Below are 26,018 nucleotides of genomic sequence, written 5' to 3' on the forward strand. Positions count from 1 at the left end.
TAAACTCCTTATTTATTATTCTCCCTTGGATAAAATCATTGTAACAGATTCTTTTCTTTTTGACAAGTACCTTTGTCAAAAAAATAATAATCGTTGTCAAATTTTCTATTATCATAGACAAAAAAGAATCCAGCTCAAACTGAATCCTTTTCCTTTACTCATCTACTTCTGAAAATACTTCTTTTAAAATAGCAATCCCCTGTTGGATTTCCTCCCTGCTGATAGTCAAAGGAGGCAGGAGACGGATAACATTCTCTCCGGCTGTCAGGATAATCAAGCCTTTCTGACGAGCAGTCTCAACAAGCCTTGACAGACTGACACTTGTTTCAATCCCAATCATCATGCCCAGGCCTCGAACAGCAGAAACCTTTGGATAGTCCTGAAAAGCAAACTGCAACTGCTCCAGTAAGATGGCACTCTTAGACCTGACTTCTTCTAGAAAGCCCGCTTCTTTCATGATATGCAAGGTCTCCAAGGCGGCTGCCATAGCTAATTTATTGCCACCAAAGGTAGAACCATGACTGCCAGGTCCAAAAGCTGGAGCCAAGCTAGATTTTCCTAATAGAGCGCCAGCGGGCAGGCCATTGGCCAGACCCTTAGCCAGTGTCACAATATCCGGTATAATCCCATAATGCTCAAAGGAATAAAGCTGACCCGTGCGCCCCATACCTGTCTGGACCTCATCAACAATCAGCAAAATCTCCTCTCGTTGGCAAAAATCAGCCAAGTCTTTGACAAAAGCTGCTTCTGCTGGACGAACTCCTGATTCTCCTTGGACCAATTCCAACATGACAGCTGCCGTATCCTGATTGACCAACTTTTCTACGCTGGCAAGATCATTGTAAACCGCATAGCTGAAATGGGGCACCCCATCACCAAATCCTTCCTTAATCTTATCCTGTCCTGTTGCGGCCATAGCGCCAAAGGTCCGACCGTGAAAGGATTGCTGAAAAGTGATAATGCCTTGCTTGCCAGTAGCTTTGCGGGCTAGCTTAATAGCTGCTTCATTGGCTTCCGCTCCGCTATTGCAGAAAAATGCCAAATAATCATAAGAACCAGCCAGTTCCTGAGCCACCTGCTCTTGCAGAGAGCTAAGATAGAGATTGGGACTGTGCCAGATGCGCCCGGCCTGCTGGATCAAAGCCTGCTGGACCTGCGGTTGAAAGCCAAGATTGGTTACGCCAATACCCGATGAAAAGTCCAAATAAGCCTTTCCCTCACTGTCAATCAGATAGGAGCTCTCTGCTTTAACAAACTCAATGGGTGCCCTCTTGTAGTTTTCAAATAAATAAGTCATCGTTATCCCTCTGCTATCAAGGTGCCCGTCAAAAGATTATCGCCAATCAAAACCTGCCCGACACCGGAAAGCACAGTCTGAACAGCACTCTCGATCTTAGGAATCATGCCGCCCTTGATGACACCTGTCTGAATCTTCTTGGAAACCTGACTGGTCAGAAGCTGAGGCAGGACTTTTTTATCCTCTAAAACTCCTTCTATATCTGTCATCAGGATCAGCTTCTCTGCCTGCAAGCCGCTGGCAACTGCCGCAGCTAGATAGTCTGCATTGATATTTAAGAGCTCACCAGCATCATTTTCCCCCAGCGAAGCCAGCACTGGGACTATGCCCTCAGCTAGCAACTGCTCTAGATAGGCAGTTTGAATCGCCGTCACATCACCGACATAGCCATAGAGGTCTTTGTCGATAAAATCCGCCGAAACTGTCTTTCCCAAATGTGAAACCAGCTGAAGGCTTTCAATATCTGAATCGTTCAGTTCTTGTGTCAGCGTCCGGCCGACTTGACCTAGCAAGGCCTGCTCAATGATAGGCAAGTCAGACTTAGCTGTCACCCGTAACCCCTTAACCTTGTGAGTAGGCAGCTGGCGCTCTTTCATAAGTTGATTAATGACCAGACCGCCCCCGTGAACGACCACGATTTTCTTACCAGTTGCTATCCACGCTTGCATTTGCTTGATAAACTTATCAGACAGCTTTTGCGCAGCAACACCGCCAATTTTTATAACAATCACATCTTTCATTGCGTTTCTCCTTAGGTTCTATAGAGGGCATTGATTTTCACATAATCATAGGATAAATCGCAGCCCCAAGCCTGAGCTTCAGCGCCCCCATCGTTCAGGTCAATGGTCAAGGTCAGAAGCTCCCCAGCCATGGCATCACTTGTCTCCTCCGGGTCAAAAGCCATAGGGCTAGAAGCCTGCATGACTGGAATCCCCTCAATCCAAATATCAATATTGTCCACTGAGACATCTGCTCTCGCATAGCCGATAGCTGCTAAGATACGACCCCAGTTGGGATCTTGACCAAAAATAGCTGTTTTGACCAAGCTAGAGCCAACGACACTCTTAGCAATCATACGCCCGCTCTGTTCATCCTTAGCATGCCGAACATTGACCTCAATCAGCTTGGTCGCTCCCTCGCCATCCTTGGCAATTTTCTTAGCCAAGTCAGCCATAAGATAGCGGAGCATCTTAGAAAACTTTTCAAATTCTTCCGTATCTGGCAGAATTTCTTCATTTTGCCGGCAGCCGTTAGCCATGACTAGCACCATGTCATTAGTCGATGTATCTCCATCCACCGTGATTTGGTTGAAAGTCGTCTCCACATGATGGCTGAGAGCCGCTTGCAAGGTAGCACTGGAAATATTAGCATCACAGGTGATAAAGGCCAGCATGGTCGCCATATTCGGATGAATCATGCCCGAGCCCTTGGCTACTCCCGCCATCGTCACCAGATCTGAGCCAAACTCTTCTGTGACTACACAGGTCTTGGTACAAGTATCCGTCGTCAAGATAGCTTCAGCAAAATCTTCTGCCTTGCCACTCACCAGAATCTGTGACAGACCATTTTTCAGAGCATCCATTGGAAGCTGCTCGCCAATGACTCCTGTAGAAGCCAGACCTACCAAGTCGGGCTCAATCTTCAGCTTTTGAGCAGCCAATCGCTGCATATCATAGGCAGCGTCCAACCCCTGCTGACCTGTACAGGAATTGGCAACACCAGAATTTACAACTATTGCCTGCAATTTCTGGCTCTTTTGGATTGAGGCTTTGGTCACTAGAAGCGGAGCAGCAATGACTTTATTAGTCGTATAGACTCCTGCCACACTGGCTGGTACTTCTGAGACAATCCAGCCAAAATCCAACTTCTTTTTCTTAAAGCCAGCGTGTAAGCCATCAGCCGAAAAGCCTAGCGGACTGGCAATCGTTCCATCAATAATCTTCATATCTAACCCTTTCTCATCTAGACATAGAACGGTTGACTGAGCAGGCCATCTGTTTCAGGGAAGCCCAGCATCAGATTCATATTTTGAACCGCCTGACCAGCAGCCCCCTTAATCAAGTTATCCAGCACAGCCACGACAGTTAAAATATTTGTCACGGGATTATAGTCGAAACCAATATCTGTATAATTAGTACCGACAATCTGGTGCAAATTCGGCAGAGCAGCTTGGATACGGACAAAAGGCTTGTCCTGATAGCATTCTTGGTAAATAGCAGTCAGCTCTTCCTGAGTCAAAGGTTCTTTTAACTTGCTGTAAACTGTCGCCACGATGCCACGATTGAGCGGAATGAGGGAAGTTGAAAACTGAATCTGCTGCAATCCCTCATCAAAACGCTGCAGCTGCTGCACAATCTCAGGAATATGCTGATGCTGATTCAGCTTGTAAGTCACATAATTGTCATGCACATGAACAAAATGGCTGGATGCAGTTGGATTTTTCCCCGCCCCTGTCAAGCCACTTTTGGCATCGACAATAATGGAGTCCAGCTCAATAGCCTGAGCCTGCAGCAAAGGAATCAAGGCCAACTCTGTAGCCGTTGCATAACAGCCAGGATTGGCAATAAATCGCTGTCCTCTGACATCTGTAAACTCAGACAGCCCATAAATAAACTCTTTTTGAACGTAGTCTTCTGCCGGCTCTTTCTTATACCATTTTTTATAAATATTCCTTGGCAAACGATGATCGCCAGATAGGTCAATGACTGGAAATCCCGCTTCTACAAAGTCTTTTGACAAATCTTTAGCTACTCCGCTTGACGTTGCAAAGAAAACAAGATCCGCTCGTCGCATTATTTCCTGACTGTCAAAAGCTTCTATTTTCAGGTCGCAAATCCCCTTCAAATGAGGATAAAGCTCTGACACAGGAGACTCCATATCTTTGCTGGCATGAAGAGAAACGACTTCCGCCTGCGGATGCTGCAGTAAAATACGGAGGAGTTCCATTCCTGAGTAACCAGTAATTCCTACAATCGAAATTCGCATATTTTTAAAACACCTCCGTATAAATATGCGTTTTATTTTACGCGCATATTTTCTCTTTGTCAAGCATTTTCTGTATTTTTATGCAATATTTTCGGAAATATCATTAATTATGTGAAAGAACATTTATGATTTCTTGCCTTAAAGCGGATTATTTGCTTATCATATAGAGAAGTAAGAGGGCTGAGAGCAGAGAAAAAAGTCTGCCCAAAGAGCAGACCTTTTCATCTATCTGTTATCTAATATTACAACTTCTCAGCAACTGCTGCTAGCAGATCTGGAATAGCTGCTTGCTTGCTGCCGCCAGCCATAGCCATGTCTGGCTTACCGCCGCCTCGACCATCTACAATCGGTGCCAATTCTTTAATCAGATTACCAGCATGGACGTCCTTGGTCTTGCTGGCTGCAAGAACATTGACCTTGTCTCCAATTGCTGCGACCAGTACGAGAACATCTGAATAGTCCTTCTGCTTCCAAGTGTCCGCAAAGGTACGCAGGGCGCCAGCATCAGACACAGATACCTGACTAGCGATAAAGCTATATCCATTCGCCTCTTGAACATTCTTGAAGACTTCACCAGAGGCCGCTGCTGCTGCTTTTTCCTTGAGCTCTGCGTTCTCTTTTTGGAGTTGACGCAGTTGCTCTTGCAGCGCTTCTACCTTGTGAGGCACTTCCTTGATTTGCGGTGCCTTGAGGGTCGCTGCGATAGCCTTAAGCGCCTCTTCTTCCTCACGGTAGCCTTCAAAAGCTTCCTTGCTGGTAACTGCCAAGATACGGCGAGTTCCAGATCCGATACCTTCTTCTTTGACAATCTTGAAAATACCGATTTCAGAAGTGTTGCCTACGTGAGTTCCTCCGCAAAGCTCGACTGAGTAGTCACCGATGGTTACGACACGAACTTCTTTACCATATTTTTCGCCAAAGAGGGCCATGGCACCCATTTCCTTAGCCGTGTCAATATCTGTCTCCACTGTCTCAATGGCAAGGGCTTCCCAGATTTTCTCATTGACTTCTTGCTCGATAGCGCGCAGCTCTTCTGCTGTCACCGCTTGGAAATGCGTAAAGTCAAAGCGCAGGAATTCTACTTCGTTCAGAGAGCCTGCCTGAGTTGCATGGTTACCAAGAACATTATGCAAGGCTGCATGCAGGAGATGAGTCGCCGTGTGGTTTTTCATCACACGATGGCGGCGGCTGTGGTCAATTTCCAGTTTATAGTTTTGACCGAGAGCCAGAGGAGCCAAGACTTCTACAGTATGCAGTGGTTGACCATTTGGTGCTTTTTGCACGTCCCTTACTTGCGCTACCAGATTGCCTGCTGCATCAAAGATTTGACCGTGGTCGGCCACCTGACCACCCATTTCTGCATAGAATGGTGTTTCTGCAAAGATAAGGGCGGCTGTGCCTGTCTCAACAGACTCCACTGCTGCATCATCCGCCACAATAGCAAGAAGTTCAGCAGTCAGCTCTTCTTTTTCGTAGTTAAAGGCACTTTCTACTGTGATGGCCTGCAGGGTTTCATTTTGCATGCCCATTGAGCCGCCCTTGACGACAGAAGCACGCGCTCGATCCTGCTGCTCTTTCATAGCTGCTTCAAAGCCAGCACGGTCTACAGTCATGCCTGCTTCTTCAGCGATTTCCTCAGTCAACTCCAGTGGGAAACCGTAAGTATCGTAGAGTTTGAAGGCATCTTGACCAGCAATAACAGTTTGTCCCTTAGCTTTCAAATCTGCCACAATTGTTTCTGCAAAGTGTTGACCAGAGTGCAGAGTACGAGCAAAAGATTCTTCCTCACTCTTGATAATCTTTTCGATAAAGTCTTGCTTTTCAAGAACTTCTGGATAGTAGCTTTCCATAATCTTGCCCACAGTTGGAACCAGTTTGTAAAGGAAAGGCTCATTGATCCCCAGCTTTTGACCATGCATTGAAGCACGACGGAGCAGACGACGAAGCACATAGCCACGGCCTTCATTTCCCGGAAGAGCCCCATCCCCAATGGCAAAGGAAAGCGAGCGGATATGGTCTGCGATAACCTTGAAACTCATATTATCGCCATCTTGGTCATAGACCTTGCCAGACAGTTTCTCTACTTCACGAATGATAGGCATGAAGAGGTCGGTCTCGAAGTTGGTCTTAGCCCCTTGGATAACAGCGACCAAACGCTCCAAACCTGCGCCCGTATCAATGTTCTTATGTGGCAATTCCTTGTACTCGCTACGCGGTACAGCAGGGTCAGCGTTGAATTGTGACAAAACGATATTCCAGATTTCGATATAACGGTCGTTTTCAATATCTTCTTCTAAGAGACGGACTCCGATATTTTCTGGATCAAAAGCCTCACCCCGGTCAAAGAAAATCTCTGTATCCGGTCCAGAAGGTCCCGCACCGATTTCCCAGAAATTATCCTCAATCGGAACCAAATGACTAGGCTCAACGCCCATAGCAATCCAGCGGTTGTAAGAATCCTTGTCGTCTGGATAGTAGGTCATGTAGAGCTTGTCTTTGGGGAAATCAAACCATTCAGGGCTAGTCAAAAGCTCGTAAGCCCACTCAATTGCTTCATCACGGAAATAATCGCCGATAGAGAAGTTGCCCAGCATTTCAAACATAGTATGGTGGCGGGCAGTCTTTCCGACATTTTCAATATCATTGGTCCGAATGGCCTTTTGAGCATTGGTAATCCGAGGATTTTCCGGAATAATAGTTCCATCGAAGTATTTCTTGAGAGTCGCTACACCAGAGTTAATCCAGAGCAAGGTTGGATCGTTGACCGGCACCAAGCTGACAGACGGTTCTACTGCATGACCTTTAGTTGCCCAAAAATCCAGCCACATTTGACGAACCTGAGCACTTGACATTTGTTTCATTTCTTTTTCTCCTTAATTTTTTCTAAAAATAATTGCATTATGACGACGAACTTTCCAGCATTTCGACATAATCAATAGCGACACAGAGGGAAATGACCAGATCTGAATAAGTCACATCATAGACACTCACCTGATAAGTAGAGGTTAGATGGAAGAGCTCCTTGGTAATCTCTGCAACGACTTGATTGCTGTCATCCAGCAGACGAAAGTTTAAATCCCAGATATTCCCTTCAACTCGAAGACCCAAATTATCAAATTTATATTTATCACGCAAAAAAGAGAATTTCTGACGGATATAAAAGCTATGCCCGCTGCTGAGTTTGATTTCAAACTGGGGCAAGAGGGTTAAAAGGGTCTTGGTAATCTGACTGACGATTTGACCCTGACTATCATAAATAGTAAAGGTCTTAGGAATCTGGAAGAAAGAGCCTTCCACTTGATAATCCACATTTCCTCGATCGTCCTTGATATCAAAGCGTTCGCCGCCTAAGCGAAATTTCTGTTTGACAAGATAGGTTTTCATTATATTACCTCCACAGTCAACATAAAAGACAAGCTCCTTGTCCGAAGGGCGAAAAACCGCGGTACCACCTTCATTCAATGAACTTGTCATTCTCATTTCGTATTCTATTTTTCAAGATGAGTAGCATGATTCTCCGTCTCAGATGGCTCGCAGCACCGCCAATTCTCTGAACTAAGAACTTGAAAAATCAATTCTCACCAGTCTTATTATACTTGCTTATTGTCTTTTCGTCAACCTTATTCTGCGGCTGATGATGAAGCTTCCGCTGAACTGCTTTCAGCTGCTGAGCTAGACTCAGAAGTCTTTGAGCTGCTGGCAGCACTTGATGAAGAAGTTGAAGAGCCTGTCGTTTCAATATACTGAGCAAAGACAGATTGGAAAGCACTGTCCTTAACCTTGATGTTAGCATCTTTCAGCTCTTTCGCCACAACGCTTTGGATGAAGCTAGTATCTTTTTCTTTTTGCGCAATGATAATCTTTTTCAGCTTGTCTTTGTAGTCTTTCCAGTTAGAAGATTTCTCTGACTTCTTGACCAGCTTAACAATATAGTAGCTTGCTGAGTACTGTGAATCTGGAACAGTCACAAGGTCTGAAACGCCATTTTCTTCCAAAGCAAAAGCAGCTTTTTTGACAGCATCTGGAACATCAGTAGAGCCAGAGTCAAACTTAATTTCTCCGCCTTTTTCCTTAGTGGCAGCATCGGTAGAGTTTTCCTTAGCGATTTGACTGAAATCTGCTCCTTCAGCTTTAGCTTTTTCAAGAACTTCCTTACCTTTGTCTTCGCTGTCAACCTTGATGATTTGAGCTGTTACTTCTGGCGTGTAGTTTTCAAAGGCAGCCTTGTAGTTTTCGTCAGTCAGCTCTTTTTCAGCAGCCTTCTTAACGGCATGCTCTACCAGCATATTGGTGCGGATTTGCTCCTTGTAGGCATCTTCGGTCAATCCGTTTTGAGCCAAGACTTGGGCGAAAGCTGTACCGTAAGCAGTTTTAGACTTTTCGAAAGCATCTTTAACGTCCTTGTCTTTGACATCTTTGCCGTATTTTTCTTCAAAGATGTCTTTGATAGCCATCTGCAGCAAGACCTGCTGAGCTGCACCATTGTTTTTCACTTGATCGTAGAACTCATTGACAGTAATCGTGTTTCCTTTCATGGTCACGATGTCCTTGCCTTCTGAGTTAGAACATGCTGCTAACACAGCAACTGACAAGAGCGTCACAGCTCCTGCAAATATTTTTTTCTTCATTTTATATTGACTCCTTATTCTTAAAAGTTCATGTTTTCTATTGTAGCACAAATTTGAATTGATATCTTAAATTTTACTAAAAATTTTTGGAAATTAGGAAAAAATCATAGATGTCATTTTTTTCTAATCATAAGCAGCCCATCTCCCAAGGGAAGCAGACTCGCAGTTAAATCTGGACTGTCCAAAGTTGCGTCAAACAGGCTGTGCAAGCCTCGGTAAATAGCCCGTTGACCACGCTTAATTTCTTCAAAAGGCTTGGCAACATCGCCACCTTGAAAGACATCATCAATGAGGACCAGACCACCAGGATTGAGGCGCTTGAGGACATGGGGCAGAAAGACTACATACTTGGACTTGGCAGAGTCCATAAAGACAAGGTCGTAAGAATCCTCCAGTGTCTCAAGCAAATCCATTGCGTCACCTTCCAGCAGGGTGATCTGCTGACGGCTGTCATGCTTAGCAAAATTAGCCTTGGCCAGCTCAATCATCTCTGGATTGCGATCAATAGTCGTAATCTGGGCCTGAGGAGCATGTTCTGCCATCAAAAGGGCCGAAAAACCAATAGCCGTCCCGATTTCTAAAATCTTCTCTGGCTGCAGGCTTTCGAGTAGCAGGCGGAAGTAAGCCACTGTCTCATGGGGAATCACGGGCACATTTTCAGCTTTGGCAAAATTCTCCAATTCCTTGAGGCCACCAGTGACCGGCTGGAGACGCTGTCTCATAAAGTCCACAATCTCTTCTTTGACCACTGGCCGGCGCATATTGGGATTAGAGTTTTGATTATAAGTCTCGACCATCTTATGCCAGTCCCAACTTCTCGACCAAGGCTTCGAATTCGTCCAAGCGACGCTCAAAGACAGCAAAAGCAGCATTTAGGTAGTCTTCTTTTTCCATATCCACACCTGCTTTTTTGATGACATTAAGTGGGTAGTCAGAGTTCCCAGCTTTGAGATAGTCCAGATACTTATCCTTGTCTTCCTGACTGCCATGGACAATCTTTTCAGCCAAGGCAGAAGCCGCTGAAAATCCTGTCGAATATTGGAAAACATAGTAATCGTAGTAGAAATGCGGAATCCGAGCCCACTCGTACTGAATCTGTGGATTATCTTCCTTTTTCAAGCCGTAGTATTTCTCGTTTAAGTCTGCATAGAGTTCATTAAGAAACTCGCTGGTCAAAACTTGACCTTCTTGGTCAGCCTTGTGGATCGCATGCTCAAACTCAGCAAACTGGGTTTGACGGAAGACCGTACCTCTAAAGCCATCCAAGAAGTGATTAAGGATAGCAAAGCGGGTAGCATCGTCTTCTACTTCTTCCAAGAGCTTCTCTGTCAGGATGTTTTCATTAGTCGTCGAAGCAATCTCAGCTAGGAAGATAGAATAATCACCGTAAACATAAGGTTGGGTCTCACGGGTATAACTTGAGTGCATACTATGGCCTGTCTCGTGCACCAAGGTAAATAGATTATCCAGCGTGTCCTGCCAGTTGAGCAACATAAAGGCATTGGTATCATAAGAACCGCCTGAGTATGCTCCTGAGCGCTTGCCTTGATTTTCATGAACATCAATCCAGCGCTCTGAGAAGGCTGTCTTGACTCGGCTCAAATAATCCTCACCCAGAATAGCCAGAACTTCCTCAGACTTAGCCAAGGCTTCCTCATAAGTGAACTTGTAGTCTGTCTCTGACAAGGGCGTGTACATATCATACATCTTCAAATCAGAAACGCCTAAAATCTTCGCTCGTAAAGCGATATAACGTTGCAAAAGAGGCAAATGCTTATTGACAGCTGAAACTAAGCTATCATAGACACTTTCTGGAATAAAGTCCGCTGATAAAGACGCTTCACGGGCAGATGAAAACTTGCGGACTTTCGCATTGTAATTGTGAACCTTGACATTGGTCTGCAGAGTCTTGGCATAGGTATGCTGATACTGCTCGTATACGCTGTAGAGGGCCTCGTAAGCTTCCTTACGGACTTCTCGGTTCTTAGACTCAACTAAGGTGATATAGTTACCGTGGCTGAGCTGTACTTCATTTCCATCTTCGTCATGCACCATTGGAAAGACAATATCTGCATTATCCAAGATAGCAAAGGTTTCGCCTGCTGCACCAAAAATTTCACCAGCCCCGGCCAATAACTCCTCTTCGCGCTGTGTCAGAATGTGGTCTTTCTTTTTCAAAAGCTTGTCAAAATAATGCTGATACAGCTGCAGGGCTGGCTGCTCAGACAAGAAAGCTTGGTACTGCTCTTCTGTAATCGCCATAAATTCGGGTTCGTAGAAGGCAAAGCTTTGACCAAAATCGCTGTAAAGGGTCATGCCTTTAGCCTGATACTCTTGGTACTTAGCCACACGTGTATCCTGGTCATTCTTCATGTGAGCATAAGAATAAAGCTTTTCAATACGACGCATCAAGTCTAACTGTACTTCAGTCGTTGTTAAGAGACTATCCGCTGAATCCAGCAAATGTCCAGCTAGATTAGCTGCTTTCTTCACTTCTTCTGAAACCTGAGCCAACTCCGCTTCAAAGGCTTCATCTGTTGGGAAAATAGTACTCAAATCCCAAGTATATTTTTCTTCAATTTCATTTCTTTGTTTTGCCATAAAAAAATCCTCCGACTCCCCTATTCTATCACAAAATTCCACTTTTTATAAAACTCAAGTACCAAAATCTCTTAGTAGCTATGCAGACTGACTTAGTTTTTAAAAAAACTCTTTGAACCTAATTCCTGACCAAACAAAAATTAGATTTCAAAGAGTTCATTTTTTCTTATCGCTAAATGCTTTATCATATGTCATTCTCCCCTCAACTTCTTTGACAGCTCACCAGAAATTACGTACCCTGTATGTTCTAGCTTCCCATCAGACTCTTCCATCAATGTTGTGGTAATTGTTAATTCTGGATCATCATTAATTATAAGTTCAACGATTAAGCCACCCATCGGATTATACTCTAATTTATCTTTATTTATTGAATATTCTTTTATAATCCCCTCCTCAGTCAATGCTTTAGAATCTTCCTGTCTCAGTAATTCTTCTATTGCTCTCCGCGATTTCTTCCCCTCCGCAATCTGAATCATTTCTTCTTTTTCTGATCGACTGTTTAGCATACTGCAACCTCCTAAAAACATAGCTGAACTGAGCGTGATGATACTCAGAAAAATGACAAAAACTTTCTTCATGATAGCTCCTTTCACTTCTCATCTTTGCTAAAGCGAGATGCCTTAACAAAAATGGGAAACTGGATTTAGATTCATGTTTTATATTATCATTGTTTTTTAAAAAGAACATGATAACACAATCATTGCTAGGAAGTTATGTAGAAAAAACTTATTCTTCATTGACGTGTACGTTTCGTAAATTTGGGAGATAGTGCCGATATAACCATTTTCACCTTTAATTGAGTTGTTTTCTCCCACTTTCAAAGGTCTATATTCCACCAGAGCTGCCTCTATATTTGTTAATCTGTGTAGTTTTTATTATTAGCCATATTATTCTCCAGTTAACAGACTTAATTCCTGGGAAACGCCATAACTGACTACTTCATAATTACCTGCTTCTTCTTCCTGAACAGTCATATTTATATATAGTTTTTCTTCCCTATTAATAATTATATAAACATTTAGTCCACCCATGGGATTATAATCTAACTTTTCCTTTTGAATTTCATAGGATTGAATCTTTCCTTCTGGTGTCAAAGCTTTAGAATCTAAACCTTTGAGAAAATTTTCCAAGGCTTTCTTCATCTTTTTACTTTCTGAAATCTGAATCATTTCTTCTTTTTCTGACCGACTGTTTAGCATGCTACACCCCCCTAGAAGCATAGCTGAACTGAGCGTGATGATACTCAGAAAAATGACAAAAATTTTCTTCACGATAGCTCCTTTCACTTCTCCTCTTTGCTAAAGCTGGTTGAATTAGCACGATTTAGAATTTTTAACTATCTTACTTATTACTTTATTATATTATACAGGATTCTTAAATATTCTAAAACTGAAAGGATAGCTAAAAGTTTATGGCTTCATCAATGGGAAACTAACGATACTTAGCAATTTTCTCTTGTCATCTCATAAAAAGCTGGTGAATAAACAATTTGCAGATTTTTTTGCTGGAGATTGGCGTAATAATTCTCAAACTGCTGGTAATAGCCAGTCAGATTAGTAGTTATCTGACAGAAGGAGGCAGCCTGTATTGGTCGAACCTGTGGATAGAAATCCTCTGCAGTCTTAGTCAAGAGATTATCTCCAGCCTGATAGAGCTGGGCCTGCAGCCTCATCCATCTAGGCTGCTGATAATAAAGCTGACGACGGATATAGCTGCAGATGTAGGGATCTTGCTGGGCCAGAAAGCTGTTTATCCCCTGCTTTTGAAAGGGCAAACGCAAAATATCCAAAAGCCGGCCGTGACCAAAGGGAAAGTTCTTGGTCTTGTGCTGGACTTTTCCATGCAGATCTTCGTGAATCAGGTATTTGAGACGCAGAACTCGCTTTTCTTGATCCAGCTCCCAAAGATGAAAGCCCATATTTTTACTAAAATAGAGAAAATCCTTCTGCAGGCGGGTTAAGGAATCCTTGAGCCAAAGTTTTCGTCCCAAGAGCCAGAGGACCTGATAGCCATGCTGGCGGTAAGAAAGCGTCCGTTCCTGCAGCCGTTCTATACTTAGAGGACTGCACTGGACCTCAAGCGCCAGTTTTTCATTAATCAACAAATCAGCAATTTGCTGCAGAGCAGGCAAAAATGCCTCCACCTCAACTTCTTCTGTCTGGACAGCCCAGCGAAAAAGTTCGGCCTTAAGGTTGAGGTGCTCAGCACTCTCATTTTCCCTGTAAAAGCTACACTGCTCTAACGAAACATGCGCAAAATGCGGCTGCATAACCTTTCCTTTTTTAAAACGGACTGCCCCCGAACAAGCTGGGCAAACGAAATCAGCCCCCTTTTCAATCTTCTCCTCCAGAGCATTACACAAAAGTCCCTTATGATTTCGCGCCACAAACATATCCTAGCCCCCTCTAAAATTTCTCTCATTTACTAGAATATTCGCAAAAGAAAAGAGAAAAGAACTACACCACCAAAAACGAGTCAAGAGAACACCTCTCCGACTCGTTTTTCATTATCCAAATAACTGATTTCCTTTTCGTTCTGGTAATTTCAGAAAGAGGGCCAGCAGGCAGACTAGGCAGATGACTGCTGCTAGAAAGAAGTTCATTCCTTCGTAACCCCAATTGTCCAGAAAATGGCCGGCCAGATTTTGAATGATAATGGTTCCTAGACTGCGGGCGGTCTGGACCAGAGCAATGGCTGTTACCAGATATTTTTCATCGACCAAGCTGGCTACGATTTTCAGGGTCACCATAATCAAAACCATGCCTGTCACGTGCTTGGAAAGGAGAGTCATCCCGATTTTCGAAATCAAACCTAGGTCCAAGGCATAAACACTGTACTGGAGAAAGATGATTCCCAGACAGATATAAAGCAGCTTCTTCATCGAAATCTTGTCCATAAAGAGATAGGAATAAAAGATAAAAGGCGCTTCAACCAGAACTGATAATGCAACGACAGTCGAAGCCCTATCTACCTCTAAGCCACTATTTTGAAGCATGGCTGGGATATAGGTATGACCAGTATTCCCCACCCCAGAGTAAAGGGCGACCAAAAGGAGGTAAAAAAGATAGGTTTTGTTGGTCAAGAGTTTCCCCAGACCTATCTGCTTGCGGATGTCCTTTTTATCTAAGGCTGCTCGGTCATGCTTGGGCTGGATTCCCAAAAGTCCTAGGCTGCTGATAAGCATCATACCAATAAAGACTGGGAAAATAGCCTGCGGTGCGACTCTTTGATAGATTAGTCCTGCTAGCTGAGAGCCTAAGGCATAGCCAATGGTTCCCCAAATCCGAATCTTACCATAAGTATAAGGACTTTGAGCCGCAAGAACATCCATGACTGGATTGACCCCGTTAACCAGCATGAGGACCAGACTATACCAGGCCAGTAACTGCCAAAGCTGAGTCGCTTTCATGAAAAATACAGCCCCAACCATCATAACTAGAAAGCTAAAAAGGAAGATCTTTTTAATCCCCAAAGCATCGCTGAGAACTCCAAAAATCGGCTGAGCCAACATGGAAGCAAAGAAGGAAGCTGACACTACCATCGATACTTGGGCATTAGAATAGCCTAAGTCCTGCATATAGACTGATATCAGGGTCGAAAAAAGAGAGTAGGCTAGAAAGAAAAAATTAAAGAGTAAAAAATGAGCTAGATAGCTGTTGTGAAACTTTTTTCGCATCAAAATCTCCTTAAGACAGAAAGAAAACTCAGCAAAATCACTGAGTTTTAGCTTGGAAAGTCATTCCGTTCGTATGTGACAGAGGACATTCCCTTTATTCAACATCTGTATTTCTACGACGTTCCTGTTTTGCAGCCCTGCGTTTTTGACGACTGCGGTATTCAAAGTACAGAATTATTAGCAGGATACCAACAGGCAGCAGAATCAACATCTTATCGCTGAAGAACACGCCATACCAAGGCTTGCTTTCTGATTTGCTTCCAGTCACATTTTCAATGGCCTGAGCAACTGGATTCTCAACTTTCTCGACTTTCATTTCATCAGAGATCTTGCTAGACAAGGTCTTCAAGCCATTTTCAGCCTTGAGAACATTGTTTTCAACCTTGACTTTAGGCTTGGTTCCCTTTTTAACAGTAGCGTAGAAATCTTCAGGCAGCTTATACTTCTGTCCATCAATCTCCTGCTCACCCTTGGATAAGAGTTTTTTGTACTCATAGTCCGCATAAGCCTTCTCAATCAAAGCATTACCAAAAGGATGGCGGTAATACTCACCGTCTTGGTCAGACCAGTCACCGACTCCCATAATCACAGCAATCATGCGCTGATCTCCACGCTTAATGGTCGCGATATAGTTGAAAGCACCGTTAGGACTAGAGCCCGTCTTCATACCATCTACGCCCTTGAGTGCGTATTTAGCACCCGGCAGGGAGTAATTATAGGTTTCAAAGGTCTCCTCGTAAGGAGTTCCAGCTTTAACTGTAACCTTGGCTTTATTAGTATAGTTTAGAATCTCAGGATGGTGATTGACAAAATTGTAAGCCAGAATCGCCAAATCACGGGCTGTTGTTTGATTGCTGAGAGTATTATCGTAATTCTGAGGATTGTAATATCCCTTGAAAGAAATCGCTGCTGCACCGCTGGCATTGAACCACTTGGTATTCGTCATACCCAGCTCTTGAGCCTTGGCATTCATCCGATCCAAGAAAGCATCTGGATCATTGTCCGATAGATAATTGGCCAGCATGACTGTTGTCGCATTGGATGAAGGCACGATTGTCATGGTAATCAGCTCAGATACGGTATAGTCCACACCAGCGACAATTTTATTATTAGAAATTTCATAAATATTAGCGGTAGCTTGATCCTGAGGTGTAGCTGTAATGACCGTCTTTTCGCTGATTTTTCCTTCCTTAATCGCTTCAAAGACCAAGTAAAGCGTCATGAGCTTACTCATACTAGCGGGATCACGCACCTCATCGACATTATCCTCCCAGACAACGTCACCTGTACTGCCATCAATAACGAGAGAAGACTTGGGACGATTAATCGCCTGAACATTATCATGCGGATACATCTTTTTAGCCATATCCACCAATTCATCAGCCCTAGCAGCTAGTGGCGCTAAAGAGGTCAGGAACACAATTCCCAATAACAAAAGCTTTTTCTTCACAAGATCCTCCAAAGAACAATTATACCTATCTAGTATATCATATTTTACGCAAAGTCAACCATAAATCTAAAAATCCTACCTAAAAAATAGATAGGAAATTAAGAGACTTTTATCTGGCAAAGCCAGTTTTCTAGCAACAACGTCAAAATCTTAGTGATTTAACAAGCTAAGTGCTTCCTTATCAGCGATAATCACAACATCTGGATGCTTCTGGAGAGCACTGCCTGGCAGCTCCTCTGTCACCTCACCCTCAACAGTCCCTGCTATGGCTTTGGCCTTAGCTGAACCATAAGCAAAGAGAATGATGGATTTAGCATTGAGGATATTGCCAATCCCCATGGAAATGGCCTGAGTCGGAACATCTTCCATCTTGTCGAAGAATCGAGCATTGGACTGAATGGTGGACGGTGTCAAATCCACTAAGTGAGTCTGGCTGTCAAAACTAGTCCCCGGCTCATTAAAGCCGATATGACCATTCGTACCGATTCCCAAAATCTGCAAATCAGCCGGATGCTCTGCTAGAAGATGATTGTACCTAGCCACTTCCGCTTCTAAATCTTTCGCTGCGCCATTAGGCAGGAAACTTGCTTTAAAAGGTTTTTGATTAAAGAGGTGTTGATTCATGAAATAGCGATAAGACTGAGGATCGTCCTCCTGCAAACCAACATATTCATCCAGATTGACACTGAACATCTCTGAAAAATCAAGGTCACTCTCAACGATCTGCTTGTAAAATCCTTCTGGACTGCTGCCTGTAGCTAAGCCTAAAGTTTTTGCCCCCTGAGCCAGCTTTTCTTTGAGCAGCTCGAGAGCCACTTTACCACCTTCTACTTGGTTTTCCACTTGAATAATTTTCATTTTCTACCTCCACTTCTTTTCTTAATTTAATTATATGGTATAGACCAATTTTTGTCAAGAAAAAGTATGCAAAATAGACATACTTTTCAGTCATGCTCGCTTCCTTTTGCAGCAAATCGTGTTATAATAGAGACATGTTTTTACTGATTGTTTTATTGATTTTATTTTTAGTCGGAGTCTTACTCTGCAGCTTGAGTTTCCTCATGAAAAAACAACCAGGCTGGCAGATTGTAAGTTTGATTTTAGGAGGCTTGCTGACAGCCAGTCCCTTCCTACTCGCTGCCTACCTACTCTGGCTGATGAAAACAATATAAGGAGATACGATGAATACCGCTGATTTTGATTTTGACTTGCCCGAAGAGCTGATTGCTCAGACACCTTTGGAGAAAAGGGATGCTTCCCGCTTGCTAGTGGTCGATAAAGAAACGGGTGCCTTCTCCGACCAGCATTTTGACCAGATTATTGATCAGCTCCAGCCCGGCGATGCCCTAGTGATGAATAATACACGTGTCCTTCCTGCCCGCCTTTATGGTATCAAGCCTGAGACAGGGGGCCATGTCGAGCTGCTGCTACTCAAAAATACCCAGGGCGATGATTGGGAAGTGCTAGCCAAGCCAGCCAAGCGCCTCAGAGTAGGTTCTCAAATTTCCTTTGGCGATGGCCGCTTAACTGCTACTGTGGTAGAGGAGCTTGACCATGGTGGTCGAATTGTACGCTTTAGCTATGAAGGGATTTTCCTAGAAGTCTTGGAAAGTTTGGGAGAAATGCCGCTGCCACCTTATATCCACGAAAAACTGGCAGACCGCGAACGCTACCAGACTGTCTATGCTAAAGAAAATGGCTCTGCTGCTGCGCCAACTGCTGGACTTCACTTCACAGAAGAGTTGCTGGAGCAGATCGCTGCTAAGGGAGTCAAGCTAGTCTATCTCACCCTTCATGTCGGACTGGGAACTTTCCGACCGGTTTCTGTAGACAGTTTAGATGATCACGAGATGCACTCCGAGTTTTACAGTCTGTCCGAGGAAGCTGCCCAGACACTTCGTCAGGTTAAGGCTAATGGCGGACGTGTCATTGCAGTCGGCACGACATCTATCCGCACCTTGGAGACGATTGGCAGTAAATTCCAGGGGCAGATTCAGGCTGACTCTGGCTGGACCAATATTTTTATCAAGCCGGGATACGATTGGAAGGTCGTTGATGCTTTTTCAACCAACTTCCACCTGCCAAAGTCAACTCTGGTCATGTTAGTCTCTGCCTTTGCCGGACGTTCCTTAACACTTAAAGCTTATGAGCACGCTATTGCTGAGCGCTATCGCTTCTTCAGCTTTGGTGATGCTATGTTTATCAAATAACTATAGGTGAAAATTTATGAATAAAATTGAAAGCAGACACCGTCTTATTCGCTCCTTAATCATGGAAAAGAAAATCCATACCCAGCAAGAACTTCAGGAGCATTTGGAAGCAAACGGCGTCATTGTAACCCAGTCCACTCTTTCACGAGATATGAAAGCACTCAATCTGGTCAAGGTCAGTGAGAACGATACTTCCTACTATATCATCAATAGCATCGCGCCATCCCGTTGGGAAAAACGCCTCCGCTTCTACATGGAGGATGCTTTGGTCATGCTGCGGCCAGTTCAAAATCAAGTCGTTATGAAAACTCTGCCTGGGTTGGCTCAATCTTTCGGTGCAATCTTAGATGCTCTAGAACTGCCTCAGATTGTTGCTACTGTCTGTGGTGATGACGTCTGTCTGATTATCTGCGAGGATGATCAAGGGGCCCTTGACTGCTTTGAGAAGCTCAAAGAATTCACCCCACCATTCTTCTTTAGTAAATAAAAGCTGAGACAATTTTGTCTCAGCTTTTTCTATTTACGATTTTTGCCTTAATGAAAATCATCAGCAAATCAGCAAGCCATACTTGAACAGAGCAAGGCAGTACAAATAAGATTTGAAGAGGGTTTTAAAAAGTCAGCATTTAAGGTGTTGTAGCCAAACGATAAATGGCTTCCGCGTAAATATCCATGGCCCGATACAGATCATCTAAGCGCAATCGTTCATTGACCTGATGCTCTGTCTGATCAGCTCCCGGAAAGAGAGCGCCGAAGGCAACACAGTTAGGCATCGTACGAGCAAAGGTCGCTCCACCCGAAGACATAGCTGGACTGTTGTCTCCTGTTTTCTCCTGATAAATTGCCATCAGAGTGCTGACCAACTCACTATCCAAAGGTACGTAGAGGGGAGCCAAGTAGTCAAATTCCTGATAGGTCAGCTCGTACCGACTGGCTATTTCTGCTAGCTTTTCAACCAGCTTTTCCTTGTCCGCCAAGACTGGAATCCGCATGTCAATCCGAATCTCAGAGCGGTCAGAGCTTAAAGTCAGACCGGCAACATTAAAGGAAAGAAAGCCTGTCGGTTCATCAGAAACAGGACCAAAGAGATGGCTGCCTGTCGCATCTTCACCAATCGCCTGAGCCAGAAAGGCAAGAGCTGGATGCGAATCCAGGGGCTGCAAGACCTTGGCTAGGCGAATAATAGCATTGACTCCTTGAGCGGCATCCTTAGCGTGCTTGGGCAAGCCGATAACCGTTACTTCTTCTGCCGTTCGCTCATATTCATAGCCTAAATCTTCCAGCCCTGTGACGACCGATTCCAGTAGGCTGCCTGAATAGGAAGCCTTGGCAGGAACGACATTAAAAGCTTGACCAGCTTCGAGCTCTAAAGTGTCAGAGCCTGGCCCTTCCAGCTTAAGCTGCAGAAGCCCTTTCTCAGCATAAGTCAAAGGGAAAGAAGAGTCTGGTGCAAAGCCAAGTACAGCCTGCTCTTCTAGCTGGTTATACCTGTCCATACAGCGCCAAAGCGTCTCCTCATCTGTACCAAAGATAAAGCGAACCCGCTTTTTAAATTCCACTCCGCTGTCTAGCAATGCCTTTACAGCATAAAGAGCAGCCATAGAAGGTCCCTTGTCGTCCTGCACCCCACGACCAAAAATCCAGCCATCCTTGACAGTGGCTTCAAAGGGCGGCGTCTGCCAGTCCGACTCATCACCTGATGGAACAACATCCAAATGACAGAGAACGGCCAGGAGCTGAGCTCCATGACCGATTTCTGCATATCCGTAATAACCTTTAGGGTCAAGGTAGGTTGTAAAACCTAGCCCCCGACAGATTTCTAAAGTTTTTTCTAGGACATCTTGGATAGCTTGTCCAAAAGGTGTTCCATTTTGACCTTCATTCAGTACTGAAGGATAAGAAACGATTGTTTTCAAAGATTCAAGAAAATCTTCTTTAACTTCTTCCGTTATAAAATTTTTCATGGAATCACCTCAGCTTCTAGCTTATAGAAACGGTAAGAAAGTTCCTAGGAGTAAGAGACCAATACTGATAGCAATGATAGCTACAATCAGCTTACCGATAAATTTCCACCAAGTGCCGATATTGATACGTCCGAGTGCCAAAGCCCCCATAACGATACCAGAAGTTGGAGCAACCAGGTTCAGCACACCTGAAGCAGACTGATAAGCTGTGATAATCAAGCTTGCCTTGACATTGACAAATTCTCCCAACGGAGCCATGATTCCCATAGTTGCACTGGCCAAACCAGATGATGATGGGATAAGGAAGGACATTGGCAGGTAGAAAATGTAGGTCAAGACGATAAATACTTGTGATGACAGACCGCTGAGTCCTTGTTTACCCCAGTTGAGAATAGTGTCTGTAATCATACCGTCATTCATGATAACTTGGATACCACGAGCGATTGCTACGATTAGGGCTACGCTAAGCAGGTCAGCTGCACCGTTCATAAATGCTGAGATAATCTTGTCTTCCTTGAGACCGTAAACAGCGCCAATCAAGATTCCCATGAAGGCAAAGAGCATCGCTCCTTCTGGGAAGTACCAAGTACCCAGTGCAGAAGTAGATGAACCAATAATCTTACCGAGTACTGGAAGACCTGTCAGCCAGGTATTGACATCCTTAAAGATAGTAATACCGAGATCTGTCCAAGGAATGAAACTCAATACCATAAGGACAAATGTCAAAATGAACAATACTAAGACAAGTCTTTGCTTTTTGCTCAGTGTTGACTCAACAGATGAAGAAGTTTCAACGTTGAAGTGTTTCAAATCTTCTTCGCGAGTACTGTAAACCAGTGACTTGGTCGGATCCTTTTGAATCTTATCCGCATAGCGATAAACAAACCAAGTACTGAGAGCTGTCATGACAAAAAAGAAGATAAGACGAAGGACAATCCCTTCACCAGTTCCAACACCAGCAGTCTCTGAAGCGATAACAGTTGCAAATGGATTTAGCGTAGAAGCCAAACATCCGATTTGCGAACCAAGCAGGATAATGGCCACCCCAGTCAGACTGTCAAAACCAACCGCCATCATCACCGGCACCAAAAGCGGATAGAAGGCCATGGTTTCCTCACCCATACCATAGGTAGTACCACCGAGGGCAAAGAGAGGCATCAAGACAACAATCAGCATCTTTTCGCGCCCCTTGTACTTCTTAACGATAGAGGCAATTCCCACATCCAAAGCGCCAGTTTCATTGACAACACCAAGGAAACCACCAACCATGAGGATGAAGAAGGCAACATCTATCGCAGCAGTAGTCTCCTTGATTAAGGATCCTTCCTCTGGATGCGTACCCAACATTGCACGAATCGGTGCCATCAGGACATCCCAAATCCCTTGTGGATTTTGTGGCTGAGGCTGATAAACACCTTTTACAAAAGCCCCTGCTGGGATAATCCAAGTCAGCACTGCCATAATGGCAATGATTATCAACAATACGGTGTAAGATGAAGGCATCTTAAACCCTTTTTTTGTTTTTTCACTCATTTGTATTCCCTCCTAAAAATTTTTTAACGAGGTTACGAACCTACATTTCCTTGTATGAGTAAACAAGAAAACGCTTACTTTGCTTCTATTTTACCATATTAACATTGAAAAAACCAGTATTTTTGAAAATAATCAAAGATTTTCAGGAAAAGACTTGCAGCAGCGACAGAGTTCAGTTGCTGTTGTCTTGCAGTCAGTTCTATGTCTAGCCTTTTTCAATAATCGTACCGCTCTCAGACTCAATCAGAGCACCCAGATTTTCCAGAGATGTGATAACTGCTTTACCTTCTGGACGGCCATTGACAAAGGCGATAGCTGCTTCTACTTTTGGAAGCATGCTGCCTGGTGCAAATTGTTCTTGCTTGATGTATTCTTCCAACTGAGCAACATTCACATGTTCCAGTTTTGCTTGGTCTGGTTTGTTGTAGTTAACAAAGACATAGTCCACACCAGTCAAAACGATGAAGAGGTCTGCATCAACCAACTCTGCCAAGCGCTGAGAAGCAAAGTCCTTATCAATAACGGCTTCAATACCAGTAAGATGGCCATTGTCTTCTTTGACGACAGGAATTCCACCACCGCCAGCAGCTACCACTACTTGGCCTTGATTCAAAAGCGTACGGATCGTTTCAATTTCCTTGATATCCACTGGTTTTGGTGAAGCAACAACCTTACGCCAACCACGGCCAGCATCTTCTTTGAAAGTTGCTCCGCTCTTTTCAGCTTCTGCTTTGGCTTCTTCTTCTGAGTAGAAAGGTCCGATTGGCTTGCTGAGGTTGACAAAGGCTGGATCGTTCTTATCCACCACTACTTGCGTCACAACAGAAGCAACATTCTTTTCGATACCTTCATCCAAGAGAGCATTTTGCAAAGCATTCTGCAACCAGAAGCCGATACTGCCTTCTGTCATAGCCACAAGAGAGTCTAGTGGGAAAGCAGGATTCTTCTCAGAGTTTGCTGCCAACTGTTGCAGCAGCAAGTTCCCTACCTGCGGACCATTTCCATGGGTAATGATAAGATCATCCCCGTTTTTTATCAATTTTACCAAATGTTTAGCAGTTTCCACCAAGGCTTCCTGCTGTGCTTTCGCTGATGGGTCAGATGAAAGGATGGCGTTTCCTCCCAAGGCTACAACGATTTTACGATTTCCCATTAAATTCTCCTTAATTGCGCTTTGATGAATGCGCTTCCAATTTATTTTAGTAGATTTTTTAATTTTCAATAAGAAAATGAGCATTTCTTATCATATAAAAGAGGACCGGACTAAAGCTATTAGTCGCAGCCCTCATAGCTGTTGGTAGACGGTTTCTTATATAAGATTATACTTTTGGAATGTAGAGGTTTCCAAGAGTTGCAGCCATAACCGCTTTGATTGTGTGCATACGGTTTTCTGCTTGGTCAAAATGACGAGCATATTTACTGCGGAAGACTTCGTCTGTTACTTCCATTTCCTCTACGCCGAATTTTTCAGCAACATCTTTACCGTAAACAGTATTTGTATCGTGGAATGCTGGCAAGCAGTGCAAGAAAATCAAGTTTTCGTTATCAGCCTTCTTCACCAAATCCATGTTTACTTGGTAAGGTTTGAGGAGGGCAACGCGTTCTGCAAACTTGTCTTCTTCACCCATTGATACCCAAACGTCTGTGTAAAGAACATCAGCACCTTTAACTGCTTCATCAGCATCTTCTGTAATCAGCACTCGAGCGCCGCTTTCTTTAGCAAAACCTTCTGCCAATTCAACGATTTCTTTTTCTGGGAAGAGTTCTTTTGGTGAGAAGATGTGAACGTTAACGCCAAGGATAGCTCCTGTTACCAGCAAGCTGTTGGCAACGTTGTTACGTCCATCACCACAGTATACCAATGTCAAGCCTTCCAGACGGCCAAAGTTTTCTTGAACAGTCAAGTAGTCAGCCAACATTTGAGTTGGATGCCATTCGTCTGTCAGACCATTCCATACTGGAACACCTGAGAATTCTGCCAATTCTTCTACCATGCGTTGGCTGAAGCCGCGGAATTCAATCCCGTCAAACATACGGCCCAAAACTTTAGCAGTATCTTCTGTAGATTCTTTCTTGCCAAGCTGGATATCGTTAGCACCAAGGTATTCTGGATGTGCTCCCAGGTCAATAGCTGCTGTTGTAAAAGCTGCGCGAGTACGAGTAGATGTTTTTTCAAACAAGAGAGCGATATTCTTGCCAGCAAGATAGTGGTGTTGAATATTGCGTTTTTTCAAATCTTTCAAGTGAGCTGAAAGACCAATAAGGTATTCTAACTCAGCACGGCTAAAGTCTTTTTCTGCTAAGAAGCTACGTCCTTGGAATACTGAATGTGTCATTCTATTATTTCCTCTTTCTTTTCTTTGAGTATCAGTAAAATACTGGATTTCTAAATTTCTTCACGTTCAAACGGCATAGACATACAGCGTGGTCCACCACGACCGCGAACCAATTCACTTCCGCGGATCTTGATCAAACGCAAGCCGTATTCTTCCAAAATCTTGTTAGTAACTGTATTACGATCATACACCACTACCACACCAGGTGCAATAGTCAAGGTGTTAGAACCGTCGTTCCACTGCTCACGCGCAGCAGCTACAATATTGCCACCGCCACAGCGAATCAGGTGAACTTTTTCCACACCAAGGTTTTCTGCCAAGATTTCTGCCAAATCACCTTTTTCTTCAACAATCTTAAGTTTATCATCAACATAAGTCACAGAGTAAACGCGAAGATCGCCTTCGATTTCTGGGTGAATCGTGAACTTGTCATAGTCAACCATAGTGAAGACAGTATCCAAGTGCATGAACTTACGGTTGTTGGCAAATTCAAAAGCCAAAACTTTCTTGAAGCCAACATTTTTCTTGAAGATATTGACCAAGAGTTTTTCGATAGAAGCTGCGTCTGTACGTTGTGAAATACCAACCGCCAGCACATCTTTTGAAAGAACCAGTTCATCCCCACCTTCGATACGTGTATCTTCTTCACGGTTATATACAAGTTCAACATTTCCACCGTATACTGGGTGATATTTGAAGATGTATTTACCGTAGAGAGTTTCACGATTACGAGTATCTGCATACATGTGGTTGAGCGATACAGCATTACCAATTGTAGCAAATGGGTCACGTGTGAAGTAGAGGTTTGGCATTGGATCAATAGCGAATGGATAATCAGATTCCACCAAGTCCGTCAAGCCTTTTGCTTCTTCAGGAATTTCTGGCAATTCAACTTTTTGAACCCCTGCCATCGTTTTTTCAACCAACTCTCGGTTATCTTTGATACCACGAAGCAGTTCGCGAATAGCTTTCTTGGTTTCACGGCCGCGAATATTGGCTTCTTCCAGATATTCTTCGATGAATTGCTCACGGATTTCTGGAGAAGTCAGTGACTCAGCAGCTAGCTGCTCAAGATAGAGCACCTCAACTCCTTCATTGCGAAGCGCTTGAGCAAAGTTATCATGTTCTTTTTGTGCATCTTCCAAGAAAGGAATATCATCAAAGAGAAGACGTTCCAAATAGTCCGGCTGCAAGTTTTCTAACTCCTTGCCAGGACGGTGCAACATAACTTTTTTCAGTTTTCCAATTTCTGAGAAAACACGAATTGGATGTGTAGACATCTACTACTGTCTCTTATACACATCTCCGAGCCCACGAGACACTGAGCGATCTCGTATG

General features: G+C 43.8%; 23 protein-coding genes. 3 read left to right on the plus strand and 20 right to left on the minus strand.

What is annotated here, in order from left to right; translation table 11 throughout:
• Positions 1-154 precede the first annotated feature (154 nt).
• From RWX26_RS06620 to RWX26_RS06690, 15 genes are all read right to left on the minus strand, one after another.
• Complete coding sequence (locus tag RWX26_RS06620; protein ID WP_314580220.1) at positions 155-1,297, minus strand: acetylornithine transaminase; 1,143 nt, start codon at positions 1,295-1,297, stop codon at positions 155-157.
• Positions 1,298-1,299: 2 nt separating this feature from the next.
• The gene (gene argB, locus RWX26_RS06625; RefSeq protein WP_314580222.1) at positions 1,300-2,037 is read right to left on the minus strand and encodes an acetylglutamate kinase; all 738 of its coding nucleotides are present in this window, start codon (positions 2,035-2,037) and stop codon (positions 1,300-1,302) included.
• An 11-nt stretch (positions 2,038-2,048) separates the two neighbouring features.
• Positions 2,049-3,242: a bifunctional glutamate N-acetyltransferase/amino-acid acetyltransferase ArgJ gene (gene argJ / locus RWX26_RS06630; protein ID WP_314580224.1), complete on the minus strand. Its 1,194-nt coding sequence runs from the start codon at positions 3,240-3,242 to the stop codon at positions 2,049-2,051.
• A gap of 17 nt (positions 3,243-3,259) precedes the next feature.
• Positions 3,260-4,282 (minus strand): N-acetyl-gamma-glutamyl-phosphate reductase, encoded by a 1,023-nt coding sequence (gene argC, locus RWX26_RS06635; protein WP_314580225.1) that lies wholly within the window; start codon positions 4,280-4,282, stop codon positions 3,260-3,262.
• A 242-nt stretch (positions 4,283-4,524) separates the two neighbouring features.
• Positions 4,525-7,143 carry an alanine--tRNA ligase gene (alaS, locus tag RWX26_RS06640; protein WP_314580226.1) on the minus strand — a complete coding sequence of 873 codons (2,619 nt, stop codon included), beginning with the start codon at positions 7,141-7,143 and terminating at the stop codon, positions 4,525-4,527.
• Between the two features lie 37 nt (positions 7,144-7,180).
• Positions 7,181-7,762, minus strand: coding sequence for an LURP-one-related/scramblase family protein (locus RWX26_RS06645; protein ID WP_002897940.1), 582 nt, complete (start codon positions 7,760-7,762; stop codon positions 7,181-7,183).
• A 140-nt stretch (positions 7,763-7,902) separates the two neighbouring features.
• Positions 7,903-8,910: a peptidylprolyl isomerase PrsA gene (prsA, locus tag RWX26_RS06650; protein WP_002897941.1), complete on the minus strand. Its 1,008-nt coding sequence runs from the start codon at positions 8,908-8,910 to the stop codon at positions 7,903-7,905.
• A 113-nt stretch (positions 8,911-9,023) separates the two neighbouring features.
• On the minus strand, positions 9,024-9,707 hold the full coding sequence (locus RWX26_RS06655) for an O-methyltransferase (protein ID WP_314580229.1): 684 nt from the start codon (positions 9,705-9,707) through the stop codon (positions 9,024-9,026).
• Position 9,708: 1 nt separating this feature from the next.
• A complete protein-coding gene (gene pepF, locus RWX26_RS06660) occupies positions 9,709-11,511 on the minus strand; it encodes an oligoendopeptidase F (protein ID WP_314580231.1) in 1,803 nt (600 codons plus the stop codon).
• Between the two features lie 191 nt (positions 11,512-11,702).
• Positions 11,703-12,089, minus strand: coding sequence for a DUF1310 family protein (locus RWX26_RS06665; RefSeq protein ID WP_314580233.1), 387 nt, complete (start codon positions 12,087-12,089; stop codon positions 11,703-11,705).
• 309 nt (positions 12,090-12,398) lie between these two features.
• Positions 12,399-12,782 carry a DUF1310 family protein gene (locus RWX26_RS06670; RefSeq protein ID WP_314580235.1) on the minus strand — a complete coding sequence of 128 codons (384 nt, stop codon included), beginning with the start codon at positions 12,780-12,782 and terminating at the stop codon, positions 12,399-12,401.
• 170 nt (positions 12,783-12,952) lie between these two features.
• Positions 12,953-13,903 carry a competence protein CoiA family protein gene (locus tag RWX26_RS06675; protein WP_314580237.1) on the minus strand — a complete coding sequence of 317 codons (951 nt, stop codon included), beginning with the start codon at positions 13,901-13,903 and terminating at the stop codon, positions 12,953-12,955.
• Between the two features lie 114 nt (positions 13,904-14,017).
• Positions 14,018-15,187 carry an MFS transporter gene (locus RWX26_RS06680; RefSeq protein WP_314580238.1) on the minus strand — a complete coding sequence of 390 codons (1,170 nt, stop codon included), beginning with the start codon at positions 15,185-15,187 and terminating at the stop codon, positions 14,018-14,020.
• Between the two features lie 94 nt (positions 15,188-15,281).
• Complete coding sequence (locus RWX26_RS06685; protein WP_125439101.1) at positions 15,282-16,637, minus strand: DUF1958 domain-containing protein; 1,356 nt, start codon at positions 16,635-16,637, stop codon at positions 15,282-15,284.
• Between the two features lie 150 nt (positions 16,638-16,787).
• Positions 16,788-17,495, minus strand: coding sequence for a glucosamine-6-phosphate deaminase (locus RWX26_RS06690; RefSeq protein WP_125439103.1), 708 nt, complete (start codon positions 17,493-17,495; stop codon positions 16,788-16,790).
• Positions 17,496-17,629: 134 nt separating this feature from the next.
• Between RWX26_RS06690 and RWX26_RS06695 the strand changes: the two genes are divergently transcribed.
• From RWX26_RS06695 to RWX26_RS06705, 3 genes are read left to right on the plus strand one after another with little or no spacing between them, the layout of a single operon-like run.
• Positions 17,630-17,809, plus strand: coding sequence for a hypothetical protein (locus RWX26_RS06695; RefSeq protein ID WP_002897949.1), 180 nt, complete (start codon positions 17,630-17,632; stop codon positions 17,807-17,809).
• Positions 17,810-17,818: 9 nt separating this feature from the next.
• Positions 17,819-18,847, plus strand: coding sequence for a tRNA preQ1(34) S-adenosylmethionine ribosyltransferase-isomerase QueA (gene queA, locus RWX26_RS06700; RefSeq protein WP_125439105.1), 1,029 nt, complete (start codon positions 17,819-17,821; stop codon positions 18,845-18,847).
• 16 nt (positions 18,848-18,863) lie between these two features.
• On the plus strand, positions 18,864-19,334 hold the full coding sequence (locus RWX26_RS06705; protein ID WP_002896068.1) for an arginine repressor: 471 nt from the start codon (positions 18,864-18,866) through the stop codon (positions 19,332-19,334).
• Positions 19,335-19,473: 139 nt separating this feature from the next.
• On the opposite strand, the gene RWX26_RS06710 is transcribed toward RWX26_RS06705, so the two are convergent.
• From RWX26_RS06710 to arcA, 5 genes are all read right to left on the minus strand, one after another.
• Positions 19,474-20,811 carry a dipeptidase gene (locus tag RWX26_RS06710; protein WP_314580245.1) on the minus strand — a complete coding sequence of 446 codons (1,338 nt, stop codon included), beginning with the start codon at positions 20,809-20,811 and terminating at the stop codon, positions 19,474-19,476.
• A gap of 21 nt (positions 20,812-20,832) precedes the next feature.
• A complete protein-coding gene (locus RWX26_RS06715; protein WP_227970237.1) occupies positions 20,833-22,344 on the minus strand; it encodes a YfcC family protein in 1,512 nt (503 codons plus the stop codon).
• A gap of 205 nt (positions 22,345-22,549) precedes the next feature.
• Positions 22,550-23,497 (minus strand): carbamate kinase, encoded by a 948-nt coding sequence (gene arcC / locus RWX26_RS06720; protein ID WP_032908858.1) that lies wholly within the window; start codon positions 23,495-23,497, stop codon positions 22,550-22,552.
• 166 nt (positions 23,498-23,663) lie between these two features.
• Entirely contained in the window at positions 23,664-24,680 is a 1,017-nt protein-coding gene (gene argF / locus RWX26_RS06725; RefSeq protein WP_002896073.1) for an ornithine carbamoyltransferase, read from the minus strand.
• A gap of 50 nt (positions 24,681-24,730) precedes the next feature.
• Entirely contained in the window at positions 24,731-25,960 is a 1,230-nt protein-coding gene (gene arcA / locus RWX26_RS06730; RefSeq protein WP_002912023.1) for an arginine deiminase, read from the minus strand.
• Positions 25,961-26,018: the final 58 nt, after the last annotated feature.

The sequence above is a fragment of the uncultured Streptococcus sp. genome (assembly GCF_963536705.1).
Taxonomy (GTDB): domain Bacteria; phylum Bacillota; class Bacilli; order Lactobacillales; family Streptococcaceae; genus Streptococcus.